24 protein-coding genes and 1 pseudogene are annotated in these 25613 nt (G+C 71.4%); 15 read left to right on the plus strand and 10 right to left on the minus strand.

All coding sequences use genetic code 11. The features are described 5' to 3' along the window. Positions 1-92: 92 nt before the first annotated feature. Positions 93-701, plus strand: coding sequence for a cupin domain-containing protein (locus SSP24_RS23450; protein WP_229866292.1), 609 nt, complete (start codon positions 93-95; stop codon positions 699-701). A 28-nt stretch (positions 702-729) separates the two neighbouring features. On the opposite strand, the gene SSP24_RS23455 is transcribed toward SSP24_RS23450, so the two are convergent. Next, a complete protein-coding gene (locus SSP24_RS23455; protein WP_141311660.1) occupies positions 730-1197 on the minus strand; it encodes a winged helix-turn-helix transcriptional regulator in 468 nt (155 codons plus the stop codon). A gap of 150 nt (positions 1198-1347) precedes the next feature. Here SSP24_RS23455 and SSP24_RS23460 point away from each other — a divergent pair, with 150 nt between their 5' ends. Beyond that, a complete protein-coding gene (locus SSP24_RS23460; RefSeq protein ID WP_141311661.1) occupies positions 1348-2517 on the plus strand; it encodes a thiolase family protein in 1170 nt (389 codons plus the stop codon). 275 nt (positions 2518-2792) lie between these two features. Here SSP24_RS23460 and SSP24_RS23465 read toward each other — a convergent pair whose 3' ends face one another. Next, positions 2793-3578, minus strand: coding sequence for a TVP38/TMEM64 family protein (locus SSP24_RS23465; RefSeq protein WP_141311662.1), 786 nt, complete (start codon positions 3576-3578; stop codon positions 2793-2795). Positions 3579-3627: 49 nt separating this feature from the next. Here SSP24_RS23465 and SSP24_RS23470 point away from each other — a divergent pair, with 49 nt between their 5' ends. The 3 genes from SSP24_RS23470 (at position 3628) to SSP24_RS23480 (ending at position 6759) form a co-directional block, all read left to right on the plus strand. Then, positions 3628-4350 carry a DNA alkylation repair protein gene (locus SSP24_RS23470; RefSeq protein WP_141311663.1) on the plus strand — a complete coding sequence of 241 codons (723 nt, stop codon included), beginning with the start codon at positions 3628-3630 and terminating at the stop codon, positions 4348-4350. A 293-nt stretch (positions 4351-4643) separates the two neighbouring features. Further along, on the plus strand, positions 4644-5816 hold the full coding sequence (gene tuf, locus SSP24_RS23475; protein ID WP_141311664.1) for an elongation factor Tu: 1173 nt from the start codon (positions 4644-4646) through the stop codon (positions 5814-5816). A gap of 97 nt (positions 5817-5913) precedes the next feature. Next, positions 5914-6759 carry a spermidine synthase gene (locus SSP24_RS23480; protein WP_141311665.1) on the plus strand — a complete coding sequence of 282 codons (846 nt, stop codon included), beginning with the start codon at positions 5914-5916 and terminating at the stop codon, positions 6757-6759. Here SSP24_RS23480 and SSP24_RS23485 read toward each other — a convergent pair. Further along, a complete protein-coding gene (locus SSP24_RS23485; protein ID WP_141311666.1) occupies positions 6721-7956 on the minus strand; it encodes an MFS transporter in 1236 nt (411 codons plus the stop codon). The genes SSP24_RS23480 and SSP24_RS23485 overlap by 39 nt on opposite strands. A gap of 112 nt (positions 7957-8068) precedes the next feature. Then, the gene (locus tag SSP24_RS23490) at positions 8069-9100 is read right to left on the minus strand and encodes a DUF8017 domain-containing protein (RefSeq protein ID WP_141311667.1); all 1032 of its coding nucleotides are present in this window, start codon (positions 9098-9100) and stop codon (positions 8069-8071) included. 189 nt (positions 9101-9289) lie between these two features. On the opposite strand from SSP24_RS23490, the gene SSP24_RS23495 reads away from it, so the two are divergent. From SSP24_RS23495 to SSP24_RS23505, 3 genes are all read left to right on the plus strand, one after another. Beyond that, on the plus strand, positions 9290-9727 hold the full coding sequence (locus SSP24_RS23495) for a DUF4442 domain-containing protein (RefSeq protein ID WP_141311695.1): 438 nt from the start codon (positions 9290-9292) through the stop codon (positions 9725-9727). Positions 9728-11066: 1339 nt separating this feature from the next. Further along, the gene (locus SSP24_RS23500; RefSeq protein ID WP_229866286.1) at positions 11067-12989 is read left to right on the plus strand and encodes an RICIN domain-containing protein; all 1923 of its coding nucleotides are present in this window, start codon (positions 11067-11069) and stop codon (positions 12987-12989) included. Between the two features lie 227 nt (positions 12990-13216). Beyond that, entirely contained in the window at positions 13217-13867 is a 651-nt protein-coding gene (locus SSP24_RS23505; protein WP_141311668.1) for a DedA family protein, read from the plus strand. 65 nt (positions 13868-13932) lie between these two features. Here the strand turns inward: SSP24_RS23505 and SSP24_RS23510 are convergent, their stop codons facing one another. Beyond that, entirely contained in the window at positions 13933-14463 is a 531-nt protein-coding gene (locus tag SSP24_RS23510; RefSeq protein WP_141311669.1) for a gamma carbonic anhydrase family protein, read from the minus strand. 109 nt (positions 14464-14572) lie between these two features. Here SSP24_RS23510 and SSP24_RS23515 point away from each other — a divergent pair, with 109 nt between their 5' ends. Then, positions 14573-15337, plus strand: a complete 765-nt coding sequence (locus SSP24_RS23515; protein WP_141311670.1) for an acyltransferase — start codon at positions 14573-14575, stop codon at positions 15335-15337. Between the two features lie 201 nt (positions 15338-15538). Here SSP24_RS23515 and SSP24_RS23520 read toward each other — a convergent pair whose 3' ends face one another. Then, positions 15539-16396 (minus strand): EamA family transporter, encoded by an 858-nt coding sequence (locus SSP24_RS23520; protein ID WP_141311671.1) that lies wholly within the window; start codon positions 16394-16396, stop codon positions 15539-15541. Between the two features lie 93 nt (positions 16397-16489). Here SSP24_RS23520 and SSP24_RS23525 point away from each other — a divergent pair, with 93 nt between their 5' ends. Together SSP24_RS23525 and SSP24_RS23530 are read left to right on the plus strand one after the other, a co-directional pair. Then, on the plus strand, positions 16490-17062 hold the full coding sequence (locus tag SSP24_RS23525; RefSeq protein ID WP_141311672.1) for an XRE family transcriptional regulator: 573 nt from the start codon (positions 16490-16492) through the stop codon (positions 17060-17062). A gap of 42 nt (positions 17063-17104) precedes the next feature. Further along, complete coding sequence (locus tag SSP24_RS23530) at positions 17105-17662, plus strand: YbaK/EbsC family protein (RefSeq protein WP_141311673.1); 558 nt, start codon at positions 17105-17107, stop codon at positions 17660-17662. A gap of 9 nt (positions 17663-17671) precedes the next feature. Here SSP24_RS23530 and SSP24_RS23535 read toward each other — a convergent pair whose 3' ends face one another. Then, positions 17672-18763, minus strand: a complete 1092-nt coding sequence (locus SSP24_RS23535) for a cation diffusion facilitator family transporter (protein ID WP_141311674.1) — start codon at positions 18761-18763, stop codon at positions 17672-17674. Between the two features lie 75 nt (positions 18764-18838). Between SSP24_RS23535 and SSP24_RS23540 the strand changes: the two genes are divergently transcribed. Next, on the plus strand, positions 18839-19198 hold the full coding sequence (locus SSP24_RS23540) for an ArsR/SmtB family transcription factor (RefSeq protein ID WP_167529674.1): 360 nt from the start codon (positions 18839-18841) through the stop codon (positions 19196-19198). Positions 19199-19211: 13 nt separating this feature from the next. Here SSP24_RS23540 and SSP24_RS23545 read toward each other — a convergent pair whose 3' ends face one another. Both SSP24_RS23545 and SSP24_RS23550 read right to left on the minus strand, forming a co-directional pair. Beyond that, positions 19212-20435: a 4-hydroxybenzoate 3-monooxygenase gene (locus SSP24_RS23545; protein WP_141311675.1), complete on the minus strand. Its 1224-nt coding sequence runs from the start codon at positions 20433-20435 to the stop codon at positions 19212-19214. 59 nt (positions 20436-20494) lie between these two features. Beyond that, the gene (locus SSP24_RS23550; RefSeq protein WP_141311676.1) at positions 20495-20902 is read right to left on the minus strand and encodes a CoA-binding protein; all 408 of its coding nucleotides are present in this window, start codon (positions 20900-20902) and stop codon (positions 20495-20497) included. A 153-nt stretch (positions 20903-21055) separates the two neighbouring features. On the opposite strand from SSP24_RS23550, the pseudogene SSP24_RS45575 reads away from it, so the two are divergent. Next, positions 21056-21240, plus strand: a pseudogene (locus SSP24_RS45575) (MGH1-like glycoside hydrolase domain-containing protein); the annotation flags it as partial. A 333-nt stretch (positions 21241-21573) separates the two neighbouring features. On the opposite strand, the gene SSP24_RS23560 reads toward SSP24_RS45575, so the two are convergent. Beyond that, positions 21574-22617 carry an AraC family transcriptional regulator gene (locus tag SSP24_RS23560; protein WP_141311678.1) on the minus strand — a complete coding sequence of 348 codons (1044 nt, stop codon included), beginning with the start codon at positions 22615-22617 and terminating at the stop codon, positions 21574-21576. Between the two features lie 155 nt (positions 22618-22772). Between SSP24_RS23560 and SSP24_RS23565 the strand changes: the two genes are divergently transcribed. Together SSP24_RS23565 and SSP24_RS23570 are read left to right on the plus strand one after the other, a co-directional pair. Next, a complete protein-coding gene (locus tag SSP24_RS23565; RefSeq protein WP_141311679.1) occupies positions 22773-24440 on the plus strand; it encodes an FAD-binding oxidoreductase in 1668 nt (555 codons plus the stop codon). 88 nt (positions 24441-24528) lie between these two features. Then, on the plus strand, positions 24529-25581 hold the full coding sequence (locus tag SSP24_RS23570; RefSeq protein ID WP_167529675.1) for a phosphatidylinositol-specific phospholipase C: 1053 nt from the start codon (positions 24529-24531) through the stop codon (positions 25579-25581). The last annotated feature ends 32 nt before the right edge of the window (positions 25582-25613 follow it).

Raw genomic sequence — 25613 nt, forward strand, 5'->3', positions numbered from 1 at the left:
TGTTCACCGGCCTGCCGGGCTCGGTCGCCGTGTCGCACCTGTCCGTCTACGACTGGCCGGCTGCGGACGGGGTGTGCGGCGGAACTCCCCATATGCACCTGACCTGTTCGGAGGCGTACGTCGTCACCGGCGGGCGCGGCGCGGTGCAGACGCTCACCACGTCCGGGTACGAGGTCACGCCGCTCGCGGCCGGCACGGTCGCCTGGTTCACGCCCGGCACGATCCACCGGTTGGTCAACGACGACGACCTGCGTATCACGGTCCTGATGCAGAACAGCGGGCTGCCCGAGGCGGGGGACGCGGTGCTCACGTTGCCGCCGGAGTACCTGACCGACCCGGAGACGTACGCCGCCGCCACCGCGATCCCGGCGGACGCGCCCGTCGCCGAGCAGGAGCGCGTGGCCCGCGCCCGGCGCGACCTCGCCCTGGAGGGCTACCGCGTGCTGCGCGCGTCCGGCCCCGAGGCGCTGGCCGAGTTCCACCGGGCCGCGGGCGCGCTGGTACGGCCCCGGCTCGTCGAGTGGCGTGAGCGCTGGCGGCGGGGCGCCGAGGCGGCGGCCGCTGCGACGGGGGAGCAGCTGGACCGGCTGGAGCGGGGGGATGTGTCCCACCTCGCGGGGGCCGTCGTGCGGAGCGAACAGCCGTCGGCGCGCGGCAAGTTCGGGATGTGCGGGCGGTTGGACGTGTATCCCGGGCACTAGGTCAGCATCACGCGCCCGTTAGGTCGGATCACGCAGCCGTCGGCCCGGTGACGGTCCAGCCCGGGGACTGGGGGTGGGGGGTCAGGTCCTCGTGCTGGACCGGGTCGCCGCAGGCCTGGCAGGTGACAAGCGGGACCAGCTCGTGGCCGCAGATGTGCTCGACGACCATGGGGCGGTCGTCCTTGCGCAGGTGGCGGTTGCCCCATTCCATGAGGGTGAGCAGGACCGGCTCCAGTTCGAGGCCCGCCTGGGTGGGCCGGTACTCGAAGCGCTGCGGGCGCTCGCTGTAGGCCCGCTTGGTGAGGATCCCGGCGTCGACCAGGCGGCGCAGGCGGGTGGCCAGGATGTCGCGCGGGGCGCCGATGTTGCGCACGAGCTGGTCGAAGCGGCCGTTGCCGAGGCAGACCTCCCGCAGGACGAGCAGGGAGTACTTCTCGCCGACGAGCGCGAGGGCGTCGGCGATCGAGCAGGGGCGCGGATCTTTGGTGGCGGCCATGCAGCCCAGTCTAGGGGAGGGTTTGGTTATCCAACTGATTGCTTGCGCTCGTGGGTTTGTTTTTCCAACTCGCAGAGTTATGGTGAGTCTGGATTTCCTACTCACTGGTAGGCGCCCAGGTGGCTCCAGGCGGCCAAGGAGGCCCGCAGCATGCGTGACGCAGTCATCGTCGAAGCCGTACGCACCCCCATAGGCAAGGGCAAGCCCAACGGCTCGCTCGCGCACGTCCACCCCGTCGAACTCCTCGCCCACACCCTGCGCACCCTCGTCGAGCGCTCCGGCGTCGACCCGGCGCTGATCGACGACGTCATCGGCGGCACCGTCGACCAGGTCGGCGAGCAGGCCATGAACACCACCCGGTACGCCGTGCTGTCGGCGGGCTTCCCGGAGACCGTCCCCGCGACCACGGTGGACCGTCAGTGCGGCTCCTCCCAGCAGGCCGTGCACTTCGCCGCGCAGGGTGTCCTCTCGGGCGCGTACGACATCGTGGTCGCCTGCGGCGTCGAGTCCATGAGCCGCGTGCCGATGTGGTCGAACGTCCCGCCCGGCAAGGACCCGTTCGGCCCCGGTGTCGCCGAGCGCTACCCGGAGGGCCTCGTCCCGCAGGGCATCAGCGCCGAGCTGATCGCCGCCAAGTGGTCGATCACGCGCGAGCAGATGGACGCCTTCGCCGTCTCCTCGCACCGGAAGGCGGCCGCGGCCTGGGACGGCGGCCTGTTCGACGCCGAGGTCGCGCCCCTGGACGGGGTCGCGCGCGACGAGTGCGTACGGCCCGGCAGCACCACCGAGATCCTGGCCGGCCTCAAGCCCGCCTACTACGACCCCGCCTTCGCCGAGCGCTTCCCGCAGATCGAGTGGAACGTCACCGCGGGCAACGCCAGCCCCATCAACGACGGCGCCTCCGCCGTGCTCATCACGACCAGCGAGACCGCGGCCCGCCTCGGCCTGCGCCCGCTCGCCCGGCTGCACAGCTTCGCCGTCACCGGCTCCGACCCGCTGCTGATGCTCACCGGCGTCATCCCGGCGACCGAGAAGGTGCTGCGCAGGGCCTCCCTGACCCTGGACGACATCGACCTGTTCGAGGTCAACGAGGCGTTCTCCAGCGTCGTTCTCGCCTGGCAGCAGGAGACCGGCGCCGACCTGGCCAAGGTCAACGTGCACGGCGGCGCCATCGCCATCGGCCATCCGCTCGGCGCGAGCGGCACCCGGCTGACGACCACGCTCGTGCACGCCATGCGCGAGCGCGGCGCTCGCTATGCCCTGCAGACCATGTGCGAGGCGGGCGGGCTGGCCAACGCGATGATCCTGGAAGCCGCGTAGGGTCTGTCGTTTGGATCAGGTCGGCTGCGAGGGACTGCGCCTTTCCCCCCGACCCGAGCGGGGCCATGGGGGTGCCCCCGCGCGAGCGTGTTCGAGCGTGGGGGAGCGTGCAGCTGCAAGGCGGAGGAGGGCGGCGACGCGATGGGGGTCCCCACGCGCGAGCGCATTCGAGCGTGGGGGAGTCGGCAACCGACGACAACGCGGCAGATGCGCGTGCCAGACCCCGCGACGCCGGCATGATCCAAACGACAGGCCCTAAGCCTTCTGACCGCTGGTCAGCCGCGCAGGTGGTGGCGTTTGCGCCAGGCCACCACCGCGCCCGCCAGACCCGGAATGGCGATGGCGGCCATCGCGATCAGGAACACCGGCGACGTCGGCGTCGAGGCGCGGGCGCCGGCGACGACGTATGCGGCGGTGTTCGGCAGCGAGCCGAGCGCCGTCGCCAGCAGGAACGGCAGCCAGCCCATCTTGGAGACGGCGGCGCAGTAGTTCGCGGCCCAGAACGGCACGCCCGGGAACAGCCGCACCGCCAGCATGGAGCGGAAGCCGTGCCGGCTGAACTGCCCGTCGACGGTGTTCAGGAACTTGCCGCGCAGCAGCGGGCGCAGCGCGTCCTGACCCAGGAACCGGCCGAGCCCGAAGGCGATCCCGGCGCCGATCACCGAGCCCCCGATCGCCGCCGCGATGCCCAGCTCGGAGCCGAACAGCGCGCCCGCCGCCAGGTTGAGCAGCGGCCGCGGCACGAACGCGACGGTGATGACGCCGTACGCGACCGCGAAGATGAGCGCGGCCGCGACGCCGCCGAGCTGGGGCGGCCAGCCGTGCGCGAGCAGCCGCTGCGGCTGGAAGAGCAGCACCGCCGCCCCGGCTCCGACCAGCAGGGCGACGAGCAGGGAGAAACGGGCCCAGGGCGAGAGCAGGACTCTCACGCAGCGCGCGGCGAAGCCGAGGCGGACGGCCGCAGCCGCGGCGCCGGCGGGGACGGCGGCCGCGAGTTCGGTGGCAGTGGCCCGGGGAGAGGCCGGTGCGGTGCCCCCAGAGCGGGTGTGGGCATCGAGCATTCGGTGACACTAACCGACAAATATGTGTGATCGCCGTATGGTTCGTCTCATGAGCGTCACAGGTGCGGGAACGGTGGGTGTCCCGCACAGCACCCTCGCCGACACGCTGCTGGAACGGCTCACCGCCACGTACACCGCCGCGGCCGATCCGGCGCGCGCGGCGCCCATGCGGGCGTACATGAAGGATGTCGCGCCCTTCCTCGGCCTGACCACACCCGTGCGGCGCGCCCTGTCCCGCACGGTCGTCGAGGGCACGCCCCGACCGGACGAGACCGACTGCACCGCCGTCGCCCTGCGCTGCTGGCAGCTGCCGGAACGCGAGTACCACTACTTCGCCGTCGACTATCTGCGCCGCCATGTGAGCCGTTGCTCGTCCGCCTTCCTGCCGGTGGCCCGGCAGCTCATCACCACCGTGTCCTGGTGGGACACCGTCGACCTGATCGCCGCCCATGTGGTGGGCCCACTGGTGGCTGCCGATGGCGGGTTGAAGTCCGAGATGGACGCCTGGATCGTGGACGACGACCTGTGGATCGCCCGCGCGGCCCTGCTCCACCAACTGCGCTACAAGGAGCGCACCGACAGCGAACGCCTGTTCACCTACTGCCTGCGTCAGTCCGGGCACCCGGACTTCTTCATCCGCAAGGCCATCGGCTGGTGCCTGCGGGAGTACGCCAAGACCGATCCCGCGGCCGTACGCGGCTTCCTCGCGCGGGAGCGGGGGCGGTTCGCGCCGCTGTCGGTGCGGGAGGCGTTGAAGAACATCGGGCCGTGACCATCGGGCCGTGACTGTGGGGGCGGGCGGGGCGGCGTGAACCCCCTGCCTGGAAAAACCATTCGACGCCCGCCCCGGCGTCGGCGATGATCGACGTCATGTTCCGGCACGCCTTCCTCCTCGCAGCATCCGCAGTCGCGGATGCCCCGAAGGCTGCCGCTGTGATCCTCCTGGCCGCTGTCGACGGCGCCCGAAGCTGACCCTCCCCGGATCGTCCGGCGGACCCCGCAGGGGGAGGGTCGGTCAGTCCCCGGGGTCCAGCCACCACCATCGAGACGCTTCGAGGTATCGCCATGTCCAAGACGGCATACGTGCGCACCAAACCGCACCTGAACATCGGCACGATGGGTCACGTCGACCACGGCAAGACCACCCTGACGGCCGCCATCACCAAGGTCCTCGCCGAGCGCGGCAGCGGCACCTTCGTGCCGTTCGACCGCATCGACCGCGCCCCCGAGGAGGCGGCGCGCGGCATCACCATCAACATCGCGCACGTCGAGTACGAGACCGACACGCGGCACTACGCGCACGTCGACATGCCGGGTCACGCCGACTACGTCAAGAACATGGTCACCGGCGCGGCGCAGCTCGACGGGGCGATCCTCGTCGTCTCCGCGCTCGACGGGATCATGCCGCAGACCGCCGAGCACGTGCTGCTCGCCCGGCAGGTGGGCGTCGACCACATCGTCGTCGCCCTCAACAAGGCGGACGGCGCGGATGACGAGGAGCTCATCGACCTCGTCGAACTGGAGGTGCGTGACCTGCTCACCCAGCACGGCTACGCGGGTGACTCCGTACCGGTCGTACGGGTGTCCGGGCTGCGGGCGCTGGAGGGCGACCCGCGCTGGACGGCGTCCATCGAGGCGCTGCTCGACGCGGTGGACACGTATGTGCCGATGCCCGAGCGGTACCTGGATGCGCCGTTCCTGCTGCCGGTGGAGAACGTGCTCACCATCACCGGGCGCGGGACGGTGGTGACCGGTGCGGTGGAGCGGGGGACCGTTCGGATCGGTGACCGGGTCGAGGTGCTGGGCGCCGAGCTGGAGTCCGTCGTCACCGGCCTGGAGACCTTCGGCAAGCCGATGGAGGAGGCGCAGGCCGGGGACAACGTGGCGTTGCTGCTGCGGGGTGTCGCGCGGGACGCGGTCCGTCGTGGGCTTGTCGTGGCCGCGCCGGGGAGTGTGGTGCCGCGGCGGCGGTTCTCCGCGCAGGTGTATGTGCTGTCGGCGCGGGAGGGCGGGCGTACGACGCCGGTCTCCACCGGGTATCGGCCGCAGTTCTACATTCGTACGGCGGATGTGGTCGGTGACATGCACCTCGGTGAGGCGGGGGTTGCCCGGCCCGGCGAGACGGTGACGGTGAACGTGGAGCTCGGGCGTGAGGTGCCTCTGGAGCCGGGGCTCGGATTTGCCATCCGGGAGGGTGGCAGGACCGTCGGGGCGGGGACCGTGACAGCCGTCGTGTGAGGGGTGTTGCGGTTCGTGGGGGACTGCGGGTCCGTTGTGGCTGGTCGCGCAGTTCCCCGCGCCCCTTGGCGGCGATGTCCGCCCGCACAATGGAGGTGTGAACGAGGCTATTCCCGTCAGTCGTGCTGTCGATCATGGGTTCGCCAAGCTGATGCCTGATGTCGATCGGGAGCGGGCCTGGCTGTTGACCGTCGACGGGGCGCCGCAGTCGTATGTCGACCTCGACGAGCCGACGCATCTGGAGTTCGAGTACGCGCGGCGGCTCGGGCATGTGCTGGACACCGTTGCGGAGGCGGGGCGGCCGTTGGATGTGCTGCATCTCGGCGGGGGTGCGCTCACTTTGCCGCGGTACCTGGCGGCGACGCGGCCCAGTTCTCGGCAGAACGTCGTCGAGGCCGATCGGGGGCTGGTGGAGCTGGTCGGCGAGTATCTGCCGGTCGGCGCGGGTTCCGGGATCGCGTTGCACGTCGCGGACGCGCGCCGCTGGCTGGCGGATGCCCCGGCGGACTCGGCGGACGTCGTCGTCGGTGATGTCTTCGGCGGCTCGCGGGTTCCGGCCGGGTTCACGACCGTCGGCTACGCCGGTGAGGTCGAGCGGGTGTTGCGTGCCGACGGGGTCTACATGGCCAATCTGGCCGACGCCGCGCCCTTCGCCTTCCTCCGTTCCCAACTGGCCAACTTCGCCACGGTGTTCGAGGAGCTCGCGCTGATCGCCGAACCGGCCGTGCTGCGCGGGCGCCGGTTCGGCAACGCGGTGCTGGTCGCCGCACACCGACCGCTCGACACGGCCGCCCTGGCCCGGCGCACCGCCGCCGACGCGTTCCCGGCCCGCGTCGAACACGGGCCCGCGGTACGGGAGTTCATCGGCGATGCGCGGCCGGTGCGGGACGAGGACGCCGTGCCCTCACCCGAGCCCCCGGACGGGGCGTTCGGCATCGGCTGAGTCGGCCGGTGCGCCCTTGGCCACGTGGTGGGTACGGCGCCGTAGATTCCGCACGTCCGGGACGCACAGCACCGCCGCCGTGACCACCACGACGAGCGTCGCGCAGCCCCACAGCGCCGCCGTCCGCCCGAACGCCAGCTCGGCGGGGCCCGCCAGCGCCGTCGCCAGCGGGACCAGGGCGACCGAGCCGAACCAGTCGTACGCCGTGACGCGCGAGAGCTTGTTCTCCGGGATCTCCTGATGCAGGGCGGTCATCCAGCAGACGCCGAAGACCTCCACCGTCACGCCGGTCACGAACATCACCGCCCACAGGCCCCCGGCCGGCAACGGCACCGCCAGCGCCGCGGACGGCAGGGCCAGCGGGAAGACGCAGAGGATGCCCGCGAGGAGCAGCCGGCGTGGCTTCCAGCGGGTCATCAGCAGCGCGCCGACGACCGTGCCCGCGCCGAAGAAGCCCAGCGCCAGACCCCAGGGCGCCGCCCCGCCCAGATGGTCCCGGGCGACCAGTGGGCCGTAGACCGCGTCGGCGGCCGCCACCACCGCGTTGGCGATGGAGAACTGGACGACAATGCCCCACAGCCACGGCCGGCCGGCGAACTCCCGCCAGCCCTCGCGCAGATCGGCGAGCAGCCCGCCGCCCGGCTCGCGCGGCGGGATGTGGCTGACGTCGAGGAAGGCGCGCAGCGCCCCGGCCACGGCGAACGCGGCGGCGTCCGCGGCGAGCACCCAGCCCGGGCCGATCGCGGCGACCATCGCACCGCCGAGGGCGGCACCGCCCAGGCCCGCGCCCTGCATCGCCATCCGGAACACCGCGAACGCGCGGCTCACCTGCTCGCCCCGCACGGAGGACATCAGCATGCCCTCGGCGGCCGGGCCGAAGAACGCCTGGCCGGTGCCGCCCAGCGCGCTCAGCAGCATCATCTGCCACAGCTGCGGCTCGCCGGCGAGCACGATCAGGGCGAACAGGCCCTGCGAGACACAGTTGAGGGCGTTGGCGGCGACCATCACGCGGTGCCGGGGCAGGCGGTCCGCGACCGCGCCGCCGATCAGCAGGAACAGCACCAACGGCAGGGTGCGTGCGGCGGCCACGAGGCCCACGTCGCCGCCGTCGCCGCCCGCCTGCAGCACCGCGAACGCGGCGGCGACGAGCGCGCCGTTGCTGCCGAGCTGGGTGACGACCGCGGCGGCGGTCAGCAGGCTGTAGTTGCGGTCCGCCCAAGCGGGCCTGCGGGGGGCGGGAGGTTTCGGCGGCGGTGTTCACCGGCCGACTATCACCGCCCGGCCCCCGACTTGCCAAACCGGTTGTCGGTCAGCCTCCGGTGGGCTCCCCGTGCAGCCGTACGGTGCTCAGGATCTGCATGATGGTCGCCTTGGGGACCTCGCCCTCGACGCCCTTGGCGCCGTAGAAGTTCCACGACACGAAGTCGCCGGCGGAGTTCTTGAAGCCGAACGTGACCGCCTTGCCGTCGCTGTCGCACTTGCCCTTCTGGGGCGTGTTCTGCGACTCGGCCCAGGCGACGCTGCCCTCGATGCCCGACTTGGTGGTGTACGGCTCGGCCTTCTCCTCGAACTTCATGCTCTTCTTGTCGGGCTGGGTGTAGCCGCCGTAGACCCACCACGGGACCGTGTTGATGGCCACCTCGTCGGTGTCCTTGGCGCCGTCGGCTCCCTTGGTGCCCACGGCGGCCAGGTGGGTGTCCTCGGTCCGGCCGTCCTTGTTCTCGTCGGTCGTGCACCACTTCGACTTGTAGTACGCCGGTGCCGACATCACGATCAGCGGTTTGGCGTCGTCCGACTTCTGGTCCTCGAAGCCGATGGACATCCCCGGCGACTCGACCTCCCAGTCCGGCGGCACGTCGAAGGCGACGCCGCGCTTGGGGTTGACGACGACCTTCCAGCCCGGGATCGTCGGCTGCTCGGTCTCGTTGCTCCGCGGGTTGTCGTCCGACCCGGACCCGGACGCGGTGGGCTCGGCGGGGTCCGACGGCGACTGGCTCGTCTTCGTCTGCCCGCCGCCGTCGGCCTGGTCGTCCTTGTCGCCCCCGAGGACCAGGAAGCCCGTGACACCGGCGGTCACCACCACGGCGGTGGCCGCGATGATGGCGACCAGCTTGGTTCGGTTGCCGTCACCGCCTCCGCTACCGCCGGGCTGGGGCTGCGGCTGCGGCGCACCCACCGGCGCGGGGGTGCCCCACTGCGGCTGCTGCGCATACGGGTTGGGCTGCTGCTGATAGCCGGGTTGCTGATACGGATTCGGCTGCTGGTACCCCGGCTGCTGGTACGGGTTGTTCTGCCCTTGCGGATTCTGCTCGCCCCCGGGCGGCTGCTGTCCTGGCCACATGAGCCGTAACCCTAGTAGGGCTGGGGACACGATTCGGTCACCGGGCTTTGTCAGGGACGTAGCAAATCCGCACGGGCGATCTCCGTGCTGCGGGCGCTGTTGGGTGGACGCGAGGGTACGACGATCATCACGCGGATCTGGCCAGCTGAGGCTACTCATGGGTAACCTTCGGTCATGAGCGCAGATCAGATGTCGATCGGCGAGATGCTCGCCGCCACGGTGCCGATGGTTCGGACGCTGAACCTGGAGTACCTGGAGACCACTCCGGAGAAGGCCGTGCTGGCCCTGCCGGATCAGAGCGAGTACCGCAATCACGTCGGCGGGCCGCACGCGGGAGCCATGTTCACGCTGGGCGAGTCGGCCAGCGGCGCGATTGTGCTGGCCGCGTTCGGCGACCAGCTCTCGCGTGCCGTGCCGCTGCCGGTGCATGCGGAGATCGCGTTCAAGAAGATCGCCCTGGGTCCCGTCACGGCCACCGCGACGCTCGGACGCCCGGCCGCCGAGGTCGTCGCCGAGCTCGACGAGGGCAAGCGCCCGGAGTTTCCGGTGGCCGTCGCCATCCAGCGGGAGGACGGGGCGGTGACCACGGAGATGACGGTGGTGTGGACGCTGCGTCCCAACAGCTGAGAGCTGCATTGCGGAGTGGCCCCGGCCATACGCCGGGGCCACTCGCCAACCGGCCCACTGCGACGGCCCGTTGCGCCTCCTGGCAGGATGGCGCCGCCTGGTGCGGCGGTCGGGGCGGGGTCGGGCCAGGGGGTGGGGCTCGGACGACTGACGGAACGAACCAGGGGAACTGACCCCGTGCACCCCTTCTCGCCGCAGCCCTTCCGGAGGCTCCGGTATTTGAGGCTGACAGATGGGCATGGCCCATACGACTCGGTGATCCAGTCGACCAGTACATCGACGGCCCAGTCGTCCCTCCCCCCGGATCTCGCGGGGACGGGGATCCGGCGTCCTCTGAGCTGACTCACTCCCTTGTCAAGTCCCGAAATGCAGTGCCGTGACGCGCATCGGCAGCCAGGGCGCAATGGAGGCATGGGTTCACACGGAGGTGTGGCGCCGGCTGAGGTTTGGAGTGAGTCAGATGCTGGATCGTCCTGAGCGGACATCGGCGGGCGTCGGGACACCGGCCGCCCGGTGTCGACCGAGGGGCTTCCGCGCCGCGCTGCGATGGCAGATCATCGCTCTCGTCGGCTTCGCGATCTGCTTCTGTGCTCTCGCGGTGGAGTGGTCCATCACGGACCCCTCCAATCTCCTCCCGCCTGCCTCCGAGACCGGCCCCGATCCATTCACCGGAAGCACGTCCAATGGCGCCGAGCCGGGCCCTGGCGGTGGCGCCGAGCCGACTGACGGTGGCCCCCAGCCGGCTGACGGTGGCCTCCAGCAGCACGAGGCCGGCGACCAGCCGAATTCAGACGGTGGCACCAGCGGTGACGGCGACCCGACCTCGACCAATCTCGTCAGCGTGCTGACCCTTGTGGTCGCCGGGGTGTCGGGCACCGGAGGTTTCCTCAGCGGTGTCGCAGCGCTGATCACCGTATGGCAAGGCGCCCGCCGGGGGCAGAGGCGGCAGGGTGGGCACTGCACGCACGCGTGGCATGTCCCGGGGCGCCATCGCCTTGGCCGACCCCGCAAGCACCAGCGCTAGCGTGGGGTGGTCATGCGCGCCCGTAAGTTGGAGATTGTGTGCGACAACGGGCTTCGTATGTACACAAGTTGAGGTTGGCGCCACCTGCTGATTTCGAATGCGGGTACGGATACCCGAGGTAACACCCGGCAATTTCCGAATCGTTGGGCAACGGTCACTCGAACTCCTTGTTTCCTGTGCGGCGCATGTGCGAAGGTATGCCCCCGCTGGAAGGCAAAGGCACAGGTCAAGGCCGATAAGTACGCACCAATCAGCACCTCTTTCCGAAGGAAGCGCATTCCGTGTGCTGTCCTCGGCTTGGAAGGAAATGGTTCCGTGCAGCCCCCCTACCCCCCACGTCCGCCCTACCCGCCCCGACCCGGTTCCCGCCCGGGGCAGTCCGACCGCGATCTTCTCGCCCGGCTCGCCGATCCCGAACCGGACGTCAGGGCCGTCGCCCTGCTCATGGCCCGGCACTGGCGCGCCGTGCACGAATACGCCGTCATCTGCCTGGCCTCCTCCTCCGCTTCGGCGTCGATCGCCGCCGGCGCCGCGTTTCAGCAAGTGCTCGGCCGCAGGATGCCGGTCGGCGCACTGCGCCCGCAGCTGCTGATGACCGTCCGGAACACGGTCCGGGAATGGGCCGCCGAGGACGATGTGGCGGCACTGCTGCCGGAACTCGCCAAACCCACCGGAGCCCGTGGACTGCGCGCGGTGAGGTCCGCGACGCCCGAAAAGCGGCGCCTGGCGGAGCGCGCTTTCCATGCCCTTCCGTCGGCCTCCCAATGCCTCCTGTGGCACACCGAGGTCGAGACGGAAACGATAACCATACCGGCCGGTCTGCTGGGCATTGACGCCCTTACCGCATCCTCCGCCCTGGAGCGGGCACGCGAGGAATTCCGGACCGGCTGCGTACGCGCCCACCGGGAACTCGCGCCCACCAGGGAATGCCGTTTCTGCAACCGCCTCCTCGACGTCCCCATGCGCCGCGGCGGCGCCCTGCTGCCCGATGTGCAACGGCATCTGACGCAGTGCGGGTACTGCCGTCACGCCGCTGAACAACTCAGCCATTTCGACGGTGCCCTGGACGTCCTGCTCGCCGAAACCGTGCTCGGCTGGGGCGCCCACCGCTACCTCGAATCCCGCCCCGGCCGTACCGCGGCGCCACCGCCCCGGCCGCGCCCGCTCGCCGCCGCCCGCCCGATAGCCGGTGGCCGCCCGAGAGCCGCCATCCGCCCGAGAACCGGCGGCCGCCACCGGACCGCGACGCAGACCGGATTCCTCACCATGCCCCGACGCCACGCCCGGACCGTGGCCGTCGGCGTCGGCCTGACCTCCCTCGCGCTGCTCGGGACGGTGCTGGCGGCCAGGGGCTGGTCCGATGACAACGGTGCCCCCGGCCCCGGCGCCACCTGGGGAGCCCCCAGCGGCCAGACCGTCCGCCCCGGCCCGGCGTCCGAGAACCCGTCCGCCGGAACCCCGTCCGCCGCCTCCGTGGAACGCCCCGTCGAGGTCGCCCGGGGACGCCTGCGCAACCTCTCGATCGGCCTGTGCCTCGACGGCCGGGGCGGCGAGGCCGGGCTGGCGGCCTGCACGACCGCCGACTCGCAGCAGTGGTCGTACCAGGACGACGGTCAGTTGCGCAGCGTCGCCGACCCCTCGCTCTGCCTCGACGCCGACACCGATGCCGGAAGGGTCACGCTGGCCGACTGCGGGACGCCGTCCGGCCAGGTGCAGTTCGACCTGACCGTGCGCGGCGAACTGCTCCTCCGCTGGGGCAAGGGCAGACTCGTCGCTCCCGGCACGGACGGGGAACTGGTCGTCGCCTCGCGGGACGGCTCGGCGGAGCAGCGGTGGCGGTTGGAGGCGGTGGACGGCCAGACGGGGCAGACCGGCGATTCCGGCGAGACCTCGCCGAAGAGCGACGACGGGCGGGAGCGCGGCTCCCGCCACGACCAGCCGGAGGAGCCGCGCGGCGACTCCGGCCAGCGTGAGGGAGACGGTGACCGACGCGGGGGTGACAGCGACCGGCGTGGCGGCGACCCCGACGGTGGTGACAAGGATCGTGACGGCCGGGATGTCCCCGAGGACGCGCCGGACGAGTACGAGAAATGGTTCGCCCAGGTCGGCTGCTGCGAGGAGCAGGCCGAGCCGGTCGTCCCGCCGGTGCTCGAATCCGGCGTACACGATCTGACTGCCGGCGTCCGGGGTGCGGTCACGTCGGGCGGCACGGCGGTGGCGCAGTCCCTGCTGGGCTGAACCTCCCCTTCCGCGTGACACGACTCACCGACGGTCGCTTCGGGCTCGACTCGCCCCTCAACGCCGAGCAGCGGGCGCTGTCCCGGCCGCACGACCGTCGGCGCGGAGCACCAGTGCGATCTGTGGGACCGGGGAGTGTCGTCGTGACCCGGTAGGCTTCCCAGCGTGCGCCCGGGACCGGGCGCACGCCGTGTGTGTGCAGGGACGCGATTCGGGAGGAACCGGCGGTGCACGTCCAGGAGTGGCTCGAGACCGTACCCGCGGTCGCCATCTACGTGCTGGTGGGAGTGGTCATCGGCCTGGAGAGCCTGGGCATCCCGCTGCCGGGCGAGATCATCCTGGTCTCCTCCGCACTGCTCGCCTCCCAGCACGGCGACATCGACCCGTTCGTCCTCGGCGCGTGCGCCAGTGCCGGCGCGATCATCGGTGACTCCATCGGCTACGCGATCGGCCGCAAGGGCGGGCGGCCGCTGCTCGCCTGGCTCGGCGGGAAGTTCCCGAAGCACTTCAGCGAGGCGCACATCGCCACGGCCGAGCGCTCCTTCGAGAAGTGGGGCATGTGGGCCGTCTTCTTCGGCCGCTTCGTCGCTCTTCTCCGCATCTTCGCGGGCCCGCTCGCGGGCGTGCTGCGGATGCCGTACTGGAAGTTCCTGATCGCCAACGTCTTCGGCGGCATCCTGTGGGCGGGCGGCACGACGGCGGTCATCTACTACGTGGGTGTCGTGGCCGAGGCGTGGCTGAAGCGGTTCTCGTGGGTGGGGCTGGTGCTGGCGGTTCTGATCGGCCTGACGTCGATGCTGGTGCTCAAGCGCAAGGCGAAGAAGTCGGCGCAGGTACAGCACGTGCCCGAACGGGAACCTGTCGTCGTCGGCGAGTAGACCTGCCTAAGGGGCGCGGGGAACTGCGCGACCAGCCCCCGCGGCCCGCAGACCGCTGACCACGGTCACTCCCCGTGCGCTTCTCGGTGCGCCTTCCCCAACTCCGCATACATCGTCCCGTTGAGCGTGATCCCCTCCCGCTCCTCCTCGCTCAGCTCCCGCCGAACCTTCGCAGGCACCCCCGCGACAAGCGAACCCGGCGGCACCCGCATCCCCTGCGGCACCAGCGCCTGGGCCGCGACCAGGGACCCCGCCCCGATCACCGCCCCGTTGAGCACGGTGGCCCCCATCCCGATCAAGCAGTCGTCCTCAACGGTCGCCCCATGCACCACGGCGTTGTGCCCGATGGACACCCGCTCGCCGACGCTCACCGGAAACCCGGGATCGGCATGCAGCGTGCAGTTGTCCTGCACATTGCTGCTCGCCCCCACGGAGATCCGCTCGACGTCCCCCCGCAGCACGGCCCCGTACCAGACACTCGCCCCGGCCCCCACCGTCACGTCCCCGATCACCGCCGCGGTCGGTGCGACAAACGCCTCCTGATCGACCCTCGGCTCCTTGCCGCCGATGCCGGTGATCAGCGCCTGCTGCGTCATCCTCGTCTCCCTGGTCGTCGAGTACGAGGGAACGGTACGCCAACCCATGGGGCGAAGATCACAGGCCTCCGGCACGGTGCATGAACCGCCCGCTGAGTAACGTGTGCGCGTGCCGAAGCGCAAGAACACGTTCTCATCCTGGCGACACCGAGTGGCGCAGCGCGCTGTCCACGCGGGCTGGGCCTGGGTGCAGCGCACGGGTTCGGTGACGGCCGAGCACCCCGGCCGCTTCCACTTCGGCTCGATCGGCGAAGCCACCCGGCTCGCCTTCCCGCTCGGCACGATCTTCGGCGAACCCTGGATCCACCTCGGCGCCCACTGCATCGTCGGAGAACAGGTCACCCTGACGGCTGGTCTGATGCCCGACCTCGACCTCGGACCCGAGCCCATCCTGCACATCGGCGACGGAGTCGTCCTGGGCCGCGGCAGCCACGTCATCGCCGACACGACGGTCACCATCGGCAGCGACTGCTACTTCGGGCCGTACGTCTACGTCACGTCCACCAACCACTCGTACGACGACCCGCACCAGCCCATCGGCAAGCAGTGGCCCCGGATGGAGCCCGTGGAGATCGGGCCGGGTTGCTGGATCGGGACCGGCGCGGTGATCCTGCCGGGCGCACGGATCGGGCGGAACGTGGTGGTGGCCGCGGGTGCGGTGGTGCGCGGGGTGGTGCCCGACCACGCCGTGGTGGCAGGGGCGCCCGCCCGGATCGTACGCCGCTGGACTGCCGTCGACGGCTGGCAACCGCCGCTCAGGACACCGGCGCCGGTGCCGATACCCGAGGGCGTCACCCCCGAGCAGTTGACGGCGCTCGCGGACCTCGACGAGGAGACGGCGGCACGGCTGGCCGAGCTGGAGCCGGAGGCCTGACCCAGGGCCTGTCGTTTGGATCATGCCGGCGTCGCGGGGCCTGGCACGCGCTCCCCAGAGGAGGTACCCCCAGCCGCGTTGTCGTCGGTTGCCGACTCCCCCACGCTCGAACCAGCTCGCGCGGGGGCACCCCCATCGCCCCCGCTCGGGTCGGCTGAAAGCCGCAGTCTCTCTCAGCCGACCTGATCCAAACGACAGGCCCTAGCCCGTCGCCAGCAGCAGAGTCCCGGCGAGGGCCAGTCCCGCGCCCGCCGCCTGAACGGCACGCAGCCGTTCGCTGAGGAAGCCGCGGGCGGCCAGGGCCGTCACCACCGGGTAGAGCGAGGCGAGTACGGCGGCGACGGTGACCGGGCCGTGTTGGGCGGCGATCGAGTACGTGCCGTTGGCCGCCACGTCCGCCAGGCCGACGAATCCGAGCGCCGGGAGCGAGGCCCAGGGGAAGCCGTCCGCGGGCAGGGCGGGGGAGCCGCGCCGTACCGAGATGTACAGGGCGGTGCCGCCCGCGACGACGTTGGTGACGCGCTGCACGAACAGCGCCAGGAACAGCCCGGTGAGCGTCGTCGACGCCTCCGCGATCAGGGCCATCACCGCGCCGAAGCCGAACGCCGCGAGCAACGTGAGCAGTACGGCCTGCCGCTGCACCGGCGCACCTCTGAACTGCGGCCCGCCCGCGAGCACGACCCCGACCACGGCCACCACGATCCCGGCGATCTGCAGCAGCCCCGGACGCTCGCCCAGCACCAGACCCACACCCACCGGTACGGCCACGCCGAGCGACCCGAGCGGCGAGACGACCCCCATCGGGCCCAGCGCGAGCGCCTTGTAGAAGGCGAGCATCGCCACCGGGCCCACCAGACCGGCGCCCACGGCGAACCAGAGCTGCGGTCCCGCCTCGCTCCAGGCACCGGTCGCGACCACGATCGCACCGAGCACGACCACCGCGATCGACTGCGAGACGACGACCACGGTCAGGGCCGGGGTACGCCGGGTCAGCAGCCCGCCGCCGAAGTCGGCCAGACCCCACAGGAGGCTGGTGGCCAGGGCGAAGAGTGCTGTCATCGAGCGCCTCGCAGTACAGTTCAGTGAACGAATGGGTGCACCACACCATAGTTCAATTGATTGAACTCTGCTATCTAAAATAATGGACGGAATGTGTCGGACCTCGACCTGCTGACCCAGTCCCTGGCGCGGAACGTCAAACGCTGGCGCACCGAGCGCGGCTTCACCCTGGACACCCTCGCCGCCCGCGCCGGGGTCAGCCGCGGCATGCTGATCCAGATCGAGCAGGCCCGGACCAACCCCAGCCTCGGCACGGTCGTCAAGATCGGCGACGCGCTGGGCATCAGCATCACCACACTGCTCGACTACGAGCAGGGCCCCAAGGTCCGTATCGTCCCCGCCGACCAGGCCGTTCGGATGTGGCACACCGACGCGGGCAGCTACAACCGGCTGCTCGCCGGCACCGAGGCCCCCGGCCCGCTGGAGCTGTGGGACTGGCGGCTGATGCCGGGCGAGAGCAGCTCCTCCGACCCGCACCCGGCCGGCACGGTCGAACTCGTCCACGTCACGGCCGGTGAACTGACGCTCACCGTCGACGGCGTGGACTACGGCGTCCCGGCGGGCGCCAGCGCCTCCTTCGACGCCGGGGTGCCGCACACGTACGGCAACGAGGGCGACGTACCGATGGAGATGGTGCTGGCCGTGTCGGTGCCGCCCGTGCACTGAGACACGTACGAAGAGCCTCCGAACGGCTGTTAGCGTGCCGATATGCGCGCACCCATCGGACACTTCGACCAGGCGACGCCCGCCCCCGACTGCCTCGACGAGCTGACCGGCCCGGTCGCCGACGCCGTACGGCACTGGCGCGGCAGCGTCCCCGCCGACCAGATCGTCTACGTTGACACCGACCCGCAGTGGGCCGACACCAACGTCTTCGTCGAGCACTACGGCCGGGAACTGCTGGAGCAGTCCGCCAACTGCGTCGTCGTCGCGGGCAAGCGCGGCGGCGAGACCACGCTGGCCGCCTGTGTCGTGCTCTCCACCACCCGCGTCGACGTCAACGGCGTCGTCCGCCGCCAACTCGGCGCCCGCAAGGCCTCGTTCGCCGCGATGGACACGGCGACCGGCGAGACCGGCATGGAGTACGGCGGCATCACCCCGATCGGACTGCCCGAGGGCTGGCCGGTGCTGGTGGACTCCGCCGTCGTCGACCTGCCGTACGTCCTGGTCGGCAGCGGCCGGCGGCGCGGCAAGCTGCTGGTGCCGGGCAAGGCCTTCGCGGAACTGCCGGGCGCCGTGGTGCTGGAGGGGCTGGGGATCGCCTGAGTCCCCGCCTCACGCCGTGGCGTGGTGGGCCAGCGGCAGATGCGGGTCCGCCTCGCCGGGCGTGTGCGCCGGGTCGGCGTGTACGAGGGCCGCGGTGAGGCGCGGTACGGCGTGCAGCAGGGCGTGTTCGGCCTCGACGGCGATCGCGTGGGCCTGACGTACCGTCACCTCCCCGTCCACGACCACCGCCACCTCGGCCCGCAACCGGTGCCCGATCCAGCGCAGCCGCAGCTCGCCCACGTCCTGCACGCCCGGCACCGTGCGCAACGCCCGTTCGGCCCGGTCCACCAGGGCCGGGTCGACGGCGTCCAGCACCCGCCGGAACACCTCTCGCGCCGCGTCCCGCAGCACCAGCGTGATCGCCGCGGTAATCGCCAACCCCACGATCGGGTCGGCCAGTTGCCAGCCCAGCGCCGCGCCGCCCGCGCTCAGCAGCACCGCCAGTGAGGTGAATCCGTCCGTACGCGCGTGCAGCCCGTCGGCGACCAGCGCCGCCGAGCCGATCGAGCGGCCGACGCGGATCCGGTAGCGGGCCACCCACTCGTTGCCCGCGAAACCGACCAGCGCGGCCACCGCGACCGCCGGGATGTGCTGCACCGGACGCGGGTCGAGCAGCCGCTCGATCGCCGTCCACCCCGCGAAGGCGGCCGACGCGGCGATCGTCAGCACGATCACGATGCCCGCCAGGTCCTCCGCGCGGCCGTAGCCGTATGTGAAGCGACGGGTCGCCGCGCGCCGGCCCAGCACGAAGGCGATTCCGAGCGGTACGGCCGTCAGCGCGTCCGCGGCGTTGTGCACCGTGTCGCCGAGCAGCGCCACCGACCCGGACGCCACGACCACGACGGCCTGCGCGAGCGCGGTCACGCCGAGCACCGCCAGCGAAACCCACAGGGCACGCATGCCGCGGGCGGAGGACTCCAGGGCCGAGTCGACCTTGTCGGCGGTGTCGTGGGAGTGGGGGGTGAGGAGGTGGGTCAGGCGGTGGGGGAGGAAGCGGGGGAAGAGGGGGCGGAGGCCGGAGGGGCGGTGGTGGGTGTGGCGGTGCCCCTGGTGGTCGTGGTGGTGCTCATGCACGTGCCCGTGGTCGTGGCGGTCGCTCACGGTTCTCCCCTTCCGGTGCGCATGTTCCGGTGCGCGGCGCTGGACGTACGCCGTCCACGGCACCATTATGTGCGTATGAGCGCACGCATGCACCTATCACCTGCACACGATGCGCATCCGCGCACCCCCGGCGAGGAACAGTTCGCGCTTGCCGCCGAACTGCTCGCCCTGCTCGGTGACCGCACCCGTCTCGCGCTGCTGCACGCGCTGAGCAGCGGCGAGGCGGACGTCTCGACGCTCACCGAGGCCTGCGGGGCGGCCCGGCCCGCGGTCAGCCAGCATCTGGCGCGGCTACGGCTCGCGGGGCTGGTGAGCACGCGCAAGGAAGGCCGCCGGGTGATCTACGCCCTGCGCGACGGCCATCTGCGCAGGGTCGTGGACGAGGCGCTGAACCTCGCCGACCACCGGCTCACCGGGCGGCCGGAGCACGACTGACGTCGAGACCGGGTCAGAGCGCGGGATCCGTGCCGAGGTACTGCTCCGCGAACGCGGACGCGGCGGCGGGGGACGTGAACAGGCGGCGCAACCGGGCCAGGGTGGTGCCCGCGTGGTACGGGTCGCCGGACGCGGTCCCGTGGTACACGTCGGACAGCCACCGCGAGAACTCCTGGTAGTCCCAGACCCGCTCCAGGCAGTCGGTGGAGTAGCCGTGCAGCCCGCTCCCGTCGCCCTTCGTGAGGTACGCGACGAGCGCGTCGCCGAGCAGGAACGCGTCGTGCAGGGCGAGGTTCATACCCTTCGCGGCGATCGGCGCGGTGAGGTGGGCCGCGTCACCGGCCAGAAACAGTCGCCCGAAAGCCATCGGCTCGACCACGTAGTTGTGCATGTCGAGCACCCGCTTCTCGATCAGCCGACCCTCGGTGAGGGGTGGGGTGTCCCGCGCGCCCAGCCGCTCCTGGAGCTCGGCCCAAACCCTTTCCTCCGACCAGTTCTCCGGGTCGTCGCCGGGCGGGCACTGGAGGTAGTACCGGGTCACCTCGGGGCTGCGCGCCATGTGCCCGGCGAAGCCGCGGGGGTGGATGCCGAACACCACGCAGTCCGAGGACGGCGGGGCCTCCGCGAGCAGCGCCAGCCAGCCGATGCCGTAGTCGTGCCGCGCGATACGGACCCGCTCCCGCGGCAGCGCGGCACGCGTCACGCCCCGCGCACCATCACAACCCGCCACGAACTCGCAGTGGATCACCTGACGTTCGCCGGTCTCCGGGCAGGTGTACGACACCGCAGGCCGGTCGGTGTCCAGGTCGTGGAGCCGGACGTCCCGCACGCCGAACCGGATGTCGCCCCCGCGGACGTCGGCGTACTCCCGCACCAGGTCCGTCACCAGCAACGGCTGTGGATAGATCCAGTGGTGCTGCCCCGTCAGTTCGGTGTACGACAGCCGGTAGCGCCCTCCGGCGAAGCGGAACTCGCACTGGGTGTGCCGCTGGGCCCGCTCCAGCAGGTTCCCGGCCAGGCCCCGCCGTGCGAGCCCGCGCACGGCCCACTCCTCCAGGACCCCGGCCCGCGGCCGCTGTTCGATGAACTCCCTGCTCTCCACCTCCAGCACGACACAGTCGACGGACGCGGCCCGCAGGATGTTGCCGAGCGTCAGACCGGCGGGCCCGGCGCCCACGATGACGACCGGAGAGCGGTGCGGCGTGGGGGAGTTGGGGTGGGGGGAAGGTATGACCACGCGAGCATTATGACGGGGGCCGGACAGGTGGGGGAGGCGCGCGTGAAACGCGACCGACGTCAGCCGAGCCGCGGGATCTCAATGGCCGGGCACCGATCCATGACCATCTCAAGGCCGGCAGCTCGGGTCCGCTCGTGCGCGGCCTCGTCGATCACGCCGAGCTGGAACCACACGGCCTTGGCGCCCTTGGCCACGGCGTCATCGGCGACCGCGCCGGCGAGCGCGCTGTTCACGAAGACGTCCACGACGTCGACGTCGAAGGGAATGGCATCGAGAGACGGATAACCTCGTTCCCCGTGCACCGTCTCGGCCTTCGGGTGAACGGGGACGATCCGCTTGCCATAGCGTTGCAGGACCTCCGCGACACCGTAAGCGGCGCGCCGTTCGTTGGCGGAGAGACCAACGATCGCCCATGTGTCCCCCAGTTCAGTGAGGATCTTGCGGATTGCCTCGGTCTCGCTGCGCACGGTGCTCCTCCTGTGGGCCGGATGTTCGCGCAGTGGCCAACGGCGGGCGGCTGCGCGTCATTCCCTGCAAGGCACCGATTGTCCAGCCGCTGGAGTACGTGCTGGGGCCTGCCTGGTGTACGAGGCCGGTCCGGGACCTGGGCAGCGCCGGGCAACAGCCCCTGCCGGGACGGCCCGCCCTCCCGTGTGACACGGCCGACCGCGCATCACTCCGCCGGGCCGACCTGGACCATGGCCGCGCCGAGGACCGGCCGACGGACGTCGACCACGGACGGTACGGACGGCTCGCCGCTGCCGGGCACGCCGACGCGGACCACGCCTTCGGCGTCGAGGGCCCGCCGGCGGGAGGAGCCCGGCAACCGCGCCGTGCATGCCGGCCAGCTGCCAGTAGCCAGTCCGGTCGAACGCGCAGGCCGTCGAGGGACTCGAACAGCGTCCGGACGACGTACTCGGGCAGACCGAGGGCGATCAGCGGAGCGATCGCGGCGACACTGCGCTCCCTTACGAGTTTCCCGCCCACCATGCCGCGGCCGACCAGGGGCCGGCCTCACCGCACTGGCCCTGGTCACCCTGGTGGCGCTCCGGTCGCGTCTGGTACCCCGGGCGCGCAGCCGTACGGCGGCCCGCCGTACCGGTCCCGCAGTGCCCCTGCCGACGGCTTGACCCCGCTGTCACGGACCGGGCTCGGCCGCGGATGCGGGCCCGGCACCCGCGTTCCGGTCCGCGGCTGAGGCAGCGGCCGCCGCCGCGGCAGCCTGGGCGTAGCGGCGCGGAGGCATCCCCTCCCACCGGTTGAAAGCCCGCACCAGGCTGGGCACATCGCTGTACCCGAGCCTCCTTGCGATCTCACCGAGGGTACGGGCGCCGTCACCCACCCATCGCACGGCGAGCCGGTGGCGGGCCTCATCCAGCAGGAGCCGCCAGGAGGTGCCGTCCTCCTGCAGGGCCCGACGCAGGCCGCGTCCGCTCATGTGCAGGGCTCTGGCCAGGTCGTCGGGGCGGACGGTGGCCAGGTCCTGCCTGCTCAGCCACGCCGCGGCACGGCGGCTGACCGGCAGGCGGCCGTGCGGGTGCAGCCCGGCCAGGATCCCGTCGGCGTAGCCCCGGTACATCCCAAGGAGGGCTGGGTCGCCGTAGGGGAGCGGGGCGTCCATCTGCCCGAGCGTCCACTCCATGCGGTTCTCCGAAGCCCCGAAGGTCACCGGCGCGCCCAGCGCCGCCTCCCACGGCCCTGTCCCTTCCTCGGGCGCGGGGTGCGTGAAGGTGATGCGCGTGGCCTGCCAGCCGTCGGGGCTCAGCCACCGCGCCGCGGTGACGATTCCGGCGACGACGGCCTCGGTCTGCTGGACGTCGGCATCGCCGGGCGGGGTGAATCTGCGGTACGTCAGGGCCGCGCGGTCGGCGTGCCGGGTGAAGGACAGCCGGCCGGCGTCGCTGACCATGCGGTGGTAGCGCACGGTCAACTGGGCGGCGTCCTGGAGGGTGGGGCTTGCCAGCAGTGCGTGGCCGAGGACGTGGTAGGCGCCCGGGCGCAGTCGGCCGCCGACGTGGAGCCCGAAACAGCGGTCGCCGGTCGCGTCGATGGTCAGGTCCCAGATGCGGCGGACGGTGCTGGAGGGGATGCGTTCCAGCAGATCGAGACCGCCGTGCCGTAGCCCCGCACCCCTCAGCAGCCGGTCGGGGTCCGCGCCCCGGTCTGCTGCGGCCTCAACCACGGTACGCACATAGCGCGTTGACACGCTCGTCTCTGGTGGGTCGGACACGGCCGCGAGTGAACCGCCGCCCGCCGCCAGATGTCAACGGTCTGGCCGCCGCGGCCAATGACAGCGCCCGGCGGCGTTCGTACCGTCGCAGCGCGGACACGACCGTGATGACGACACCTGGGACGGGAGCAGCCGTGGTCACTGAGGGGCGTCGGCGGAAATTCTGGGGGTGGGGCTACGAGGACGAACAGCCCTCCCCGCCGGAGACCAGAAAGATCGCTGAACAGGCGCGCGGCGTACTCGGATTCGGAGCCGAGCACATCCGCGTACCCGCCCGCCTGGCCGACCTCGAACTGCCCCCCGCCAGACGGCTCGTACCCCCCTCGCGCCTGGCCGGCATCTGCCAAGACGACGTCTACGAGCGGGCCACGCACGCCATGGGAAAGTCGTACAAGGACGTCGTGCGCGGATTCCACGGCGAGATACCCCATCCCCCCGACCTCGTCGCCTTCCCTCGTGACGAGGACGAGATCACACGGCTGCTGGAGTGGTGCTCGCACGAGAGCGTCGCGGTCATACCGTTCGGCGGCGGCACCAGCGTGGTGGGCGGCGTTGAGCCCCTGGTTGGCGACACCTACCGGGGCACGCTCTCCCTCGACCTGCGCAGGCTCACGGGCGTCGTCGACGTCGACCTGACCTCACGGGCGGCCCGCATCCGGGCCGGGACACCGCTGCCCGACGCGGACGCCCAACTGCGCCCGCACGGCCTGAGCCTGCGCCACTTCCCCCAGTCCTACGCCTTCGCCACGGTCGGCGGCAGCCTCGTCACCCGAGCGGGCGGCCACTACGCCACCGGCGGCACCCGCATCGACGACTTCGTCGAGTCCGTACGGGCCATTACGCCCAGCGGCGTCTGGGAGAGCCGCCGACTGCCCGGATCGGGGGCGGGGCCGAGCCCGGACAGGCTGCTGCTGGGCTCCGAAGGCGTCCTCGGGGTCGTCACCGAGGCATGGCTACGCCTGCAGAACCGGCCCGTCCACCGGGCTTCGCAGGCCGTTCGGTTCCCCACATTCCTCGACGGGGCGACGGCTGTTCGCACGCTTGTGCAACTGGGTCTGCGCCCCGCCAACTGCCGGCTGCTCGACGGCGGGGAAGCGGCCCTGAGCGGGGCAGGCGACGGCACGAGCGCCGTGCTCCTGCTGGGTTTCGAGTCCGCCCACTTCCCGCAGGACGGCGAGCTGGAGGACGCAGTGTCGTGCTGCCGCGACCTCGGCGGAACGCCGGTCGGGACACCCCGCGTACGCGGCCCACAGGGTACGGCGCCCCAGGGCGGTGGGCCGGAACAACGCTGGCGCGACGGTTTCCTGGCCGCCCCGTACCTGCGGGACTCGCTCGTTGCAGCCGGGATCCTCGTGGAAACGTTCGAGACCGCCATCACCTGGGACCGCTTCACCGACTTCACCACCCGCATCACCCGCGCCGCGCAGGACGCGGCCGCCGAGGTGTGCGGTGCCGCGGCCGTCAACTGCCGTCTCACCCATGTCTATCCCGACGGAGCCGCCCTCTACGTGACCGTCCTCGCACCGGCCCGGCGCGGTAGCGAGACAGCCCAGTGGGACGCGGTGAAGAGCGCGGTCTGCGAACTCATCGTCGACCGCGGCGGCACCATCACCCACCACCATGCCGTGGGCCGCGAGCACCGCCCTTGGTACGACCGCCAGCGCCCCGACACGTTCGCGGTGGCCCTCGGCGCCGTCAAGCGAGCGCTTGACCCGAGGGCGATCCTCAACCCCGGTGTGCTTCTTGACACCCCCGCACCGCCCGCAACGGCCTGAAGCCTGAAGGCCGAGCTTCCCACTCGCACCGTCCCGTCCCCGCGCCCGGCCGGCGCCGCCGGGCCGTCACCAGAAAGGGCACGCGCTGATGTCCGACACACACCACAGACTTGTATCCGCGGCCGGCACGGCCACTGTCCGCTCACGCCCGTCCCGCCGCCCCGCCCGGCATGCGGCGCGAGCTGCCGTGGCGGCCCTGTTCGCCGTACTGCTCGTGTTCGTATCCGGCAACACGGCCTGGGCGAGCGGCCGGCACAGCGAGGGGCTCGGCGCCATCTCCCACCCCGACTGGATGGCGGCCCTGCCTGATACGGCTCGCCTGGCCGACCTCTCGATCCCCGGCACGCACGACACCATGGCCCGTGACGTCACCTTCGTGGCGGAGACCCAGAAGAGCCCGCTGCCCGAGCAGCTCAACGCCGGTATCAGAGCACTCGACATCCGCGCACGGCATTTCAAGGACCACTTCACGATCCACCACGGCGTGGTCTATCTGAACGCCAACTTCACCGACGTCCTGCGCCAGACGACCGACTTCCTCAAGGCCCACCCCCGCGAAGCGGTACTGATGCGGCTCAAGCAGGAACACACCCCGGAGGGCAACACCCGCTCCTTCGCCCAGACACTGAGGTGGTACCTGGAGCAGAACCCGGAAACGGCCCCGCTCGCCCGTGACCACCTGTGGCGGCCGACCGACGGCAACCAGCAGGCTCCCACCCTCGGTGAGGTCCGCGGAAAGTTCGTCATCCTGCAGGAATTCGACGGCGAGGGCACCGACTTCGGGCTCAGCTACTACAGTCCCGCCCTGAACATCCAGGACGCCTACGACGTGCCCACCATGTTCCACATCAAGGGCAAGTGGGACAAGGCCAGAGGGCATCTGGAAGAAGCCGCCGGCAGCAATCCGCAGACGCTCTACGTCACCTTCCTCAGCGGCGTCGGTCCCGGCGCCTACCCGCACGCGGTGGCCGCAGGGGCCCTGTGGTTCACCGGGGTCAACCACTATGCCCTGCACTGGCTGGAGTCACGCGACATGAGACGCACCGGAGTGGTGATGATGGACTATCCGGGCCCAGATCTCGTCACTACTGTCCTGCGCCACAACGAGCACGCAGACGTCGCACAGGACACACACGCCTGACCCTCCGTCGCCGGGCCTGAGCCGGGCGCAGA

It is taken from the genome of Streptomyces spinoverrucosus (assembly GCF_006539505.1).
GTDB lineage: Bacteria > Actinomycetota > Actinomycetes > Streptomycetales > Streptomycetaceae > Streptomyces > Streptomyces spinoverrucosus.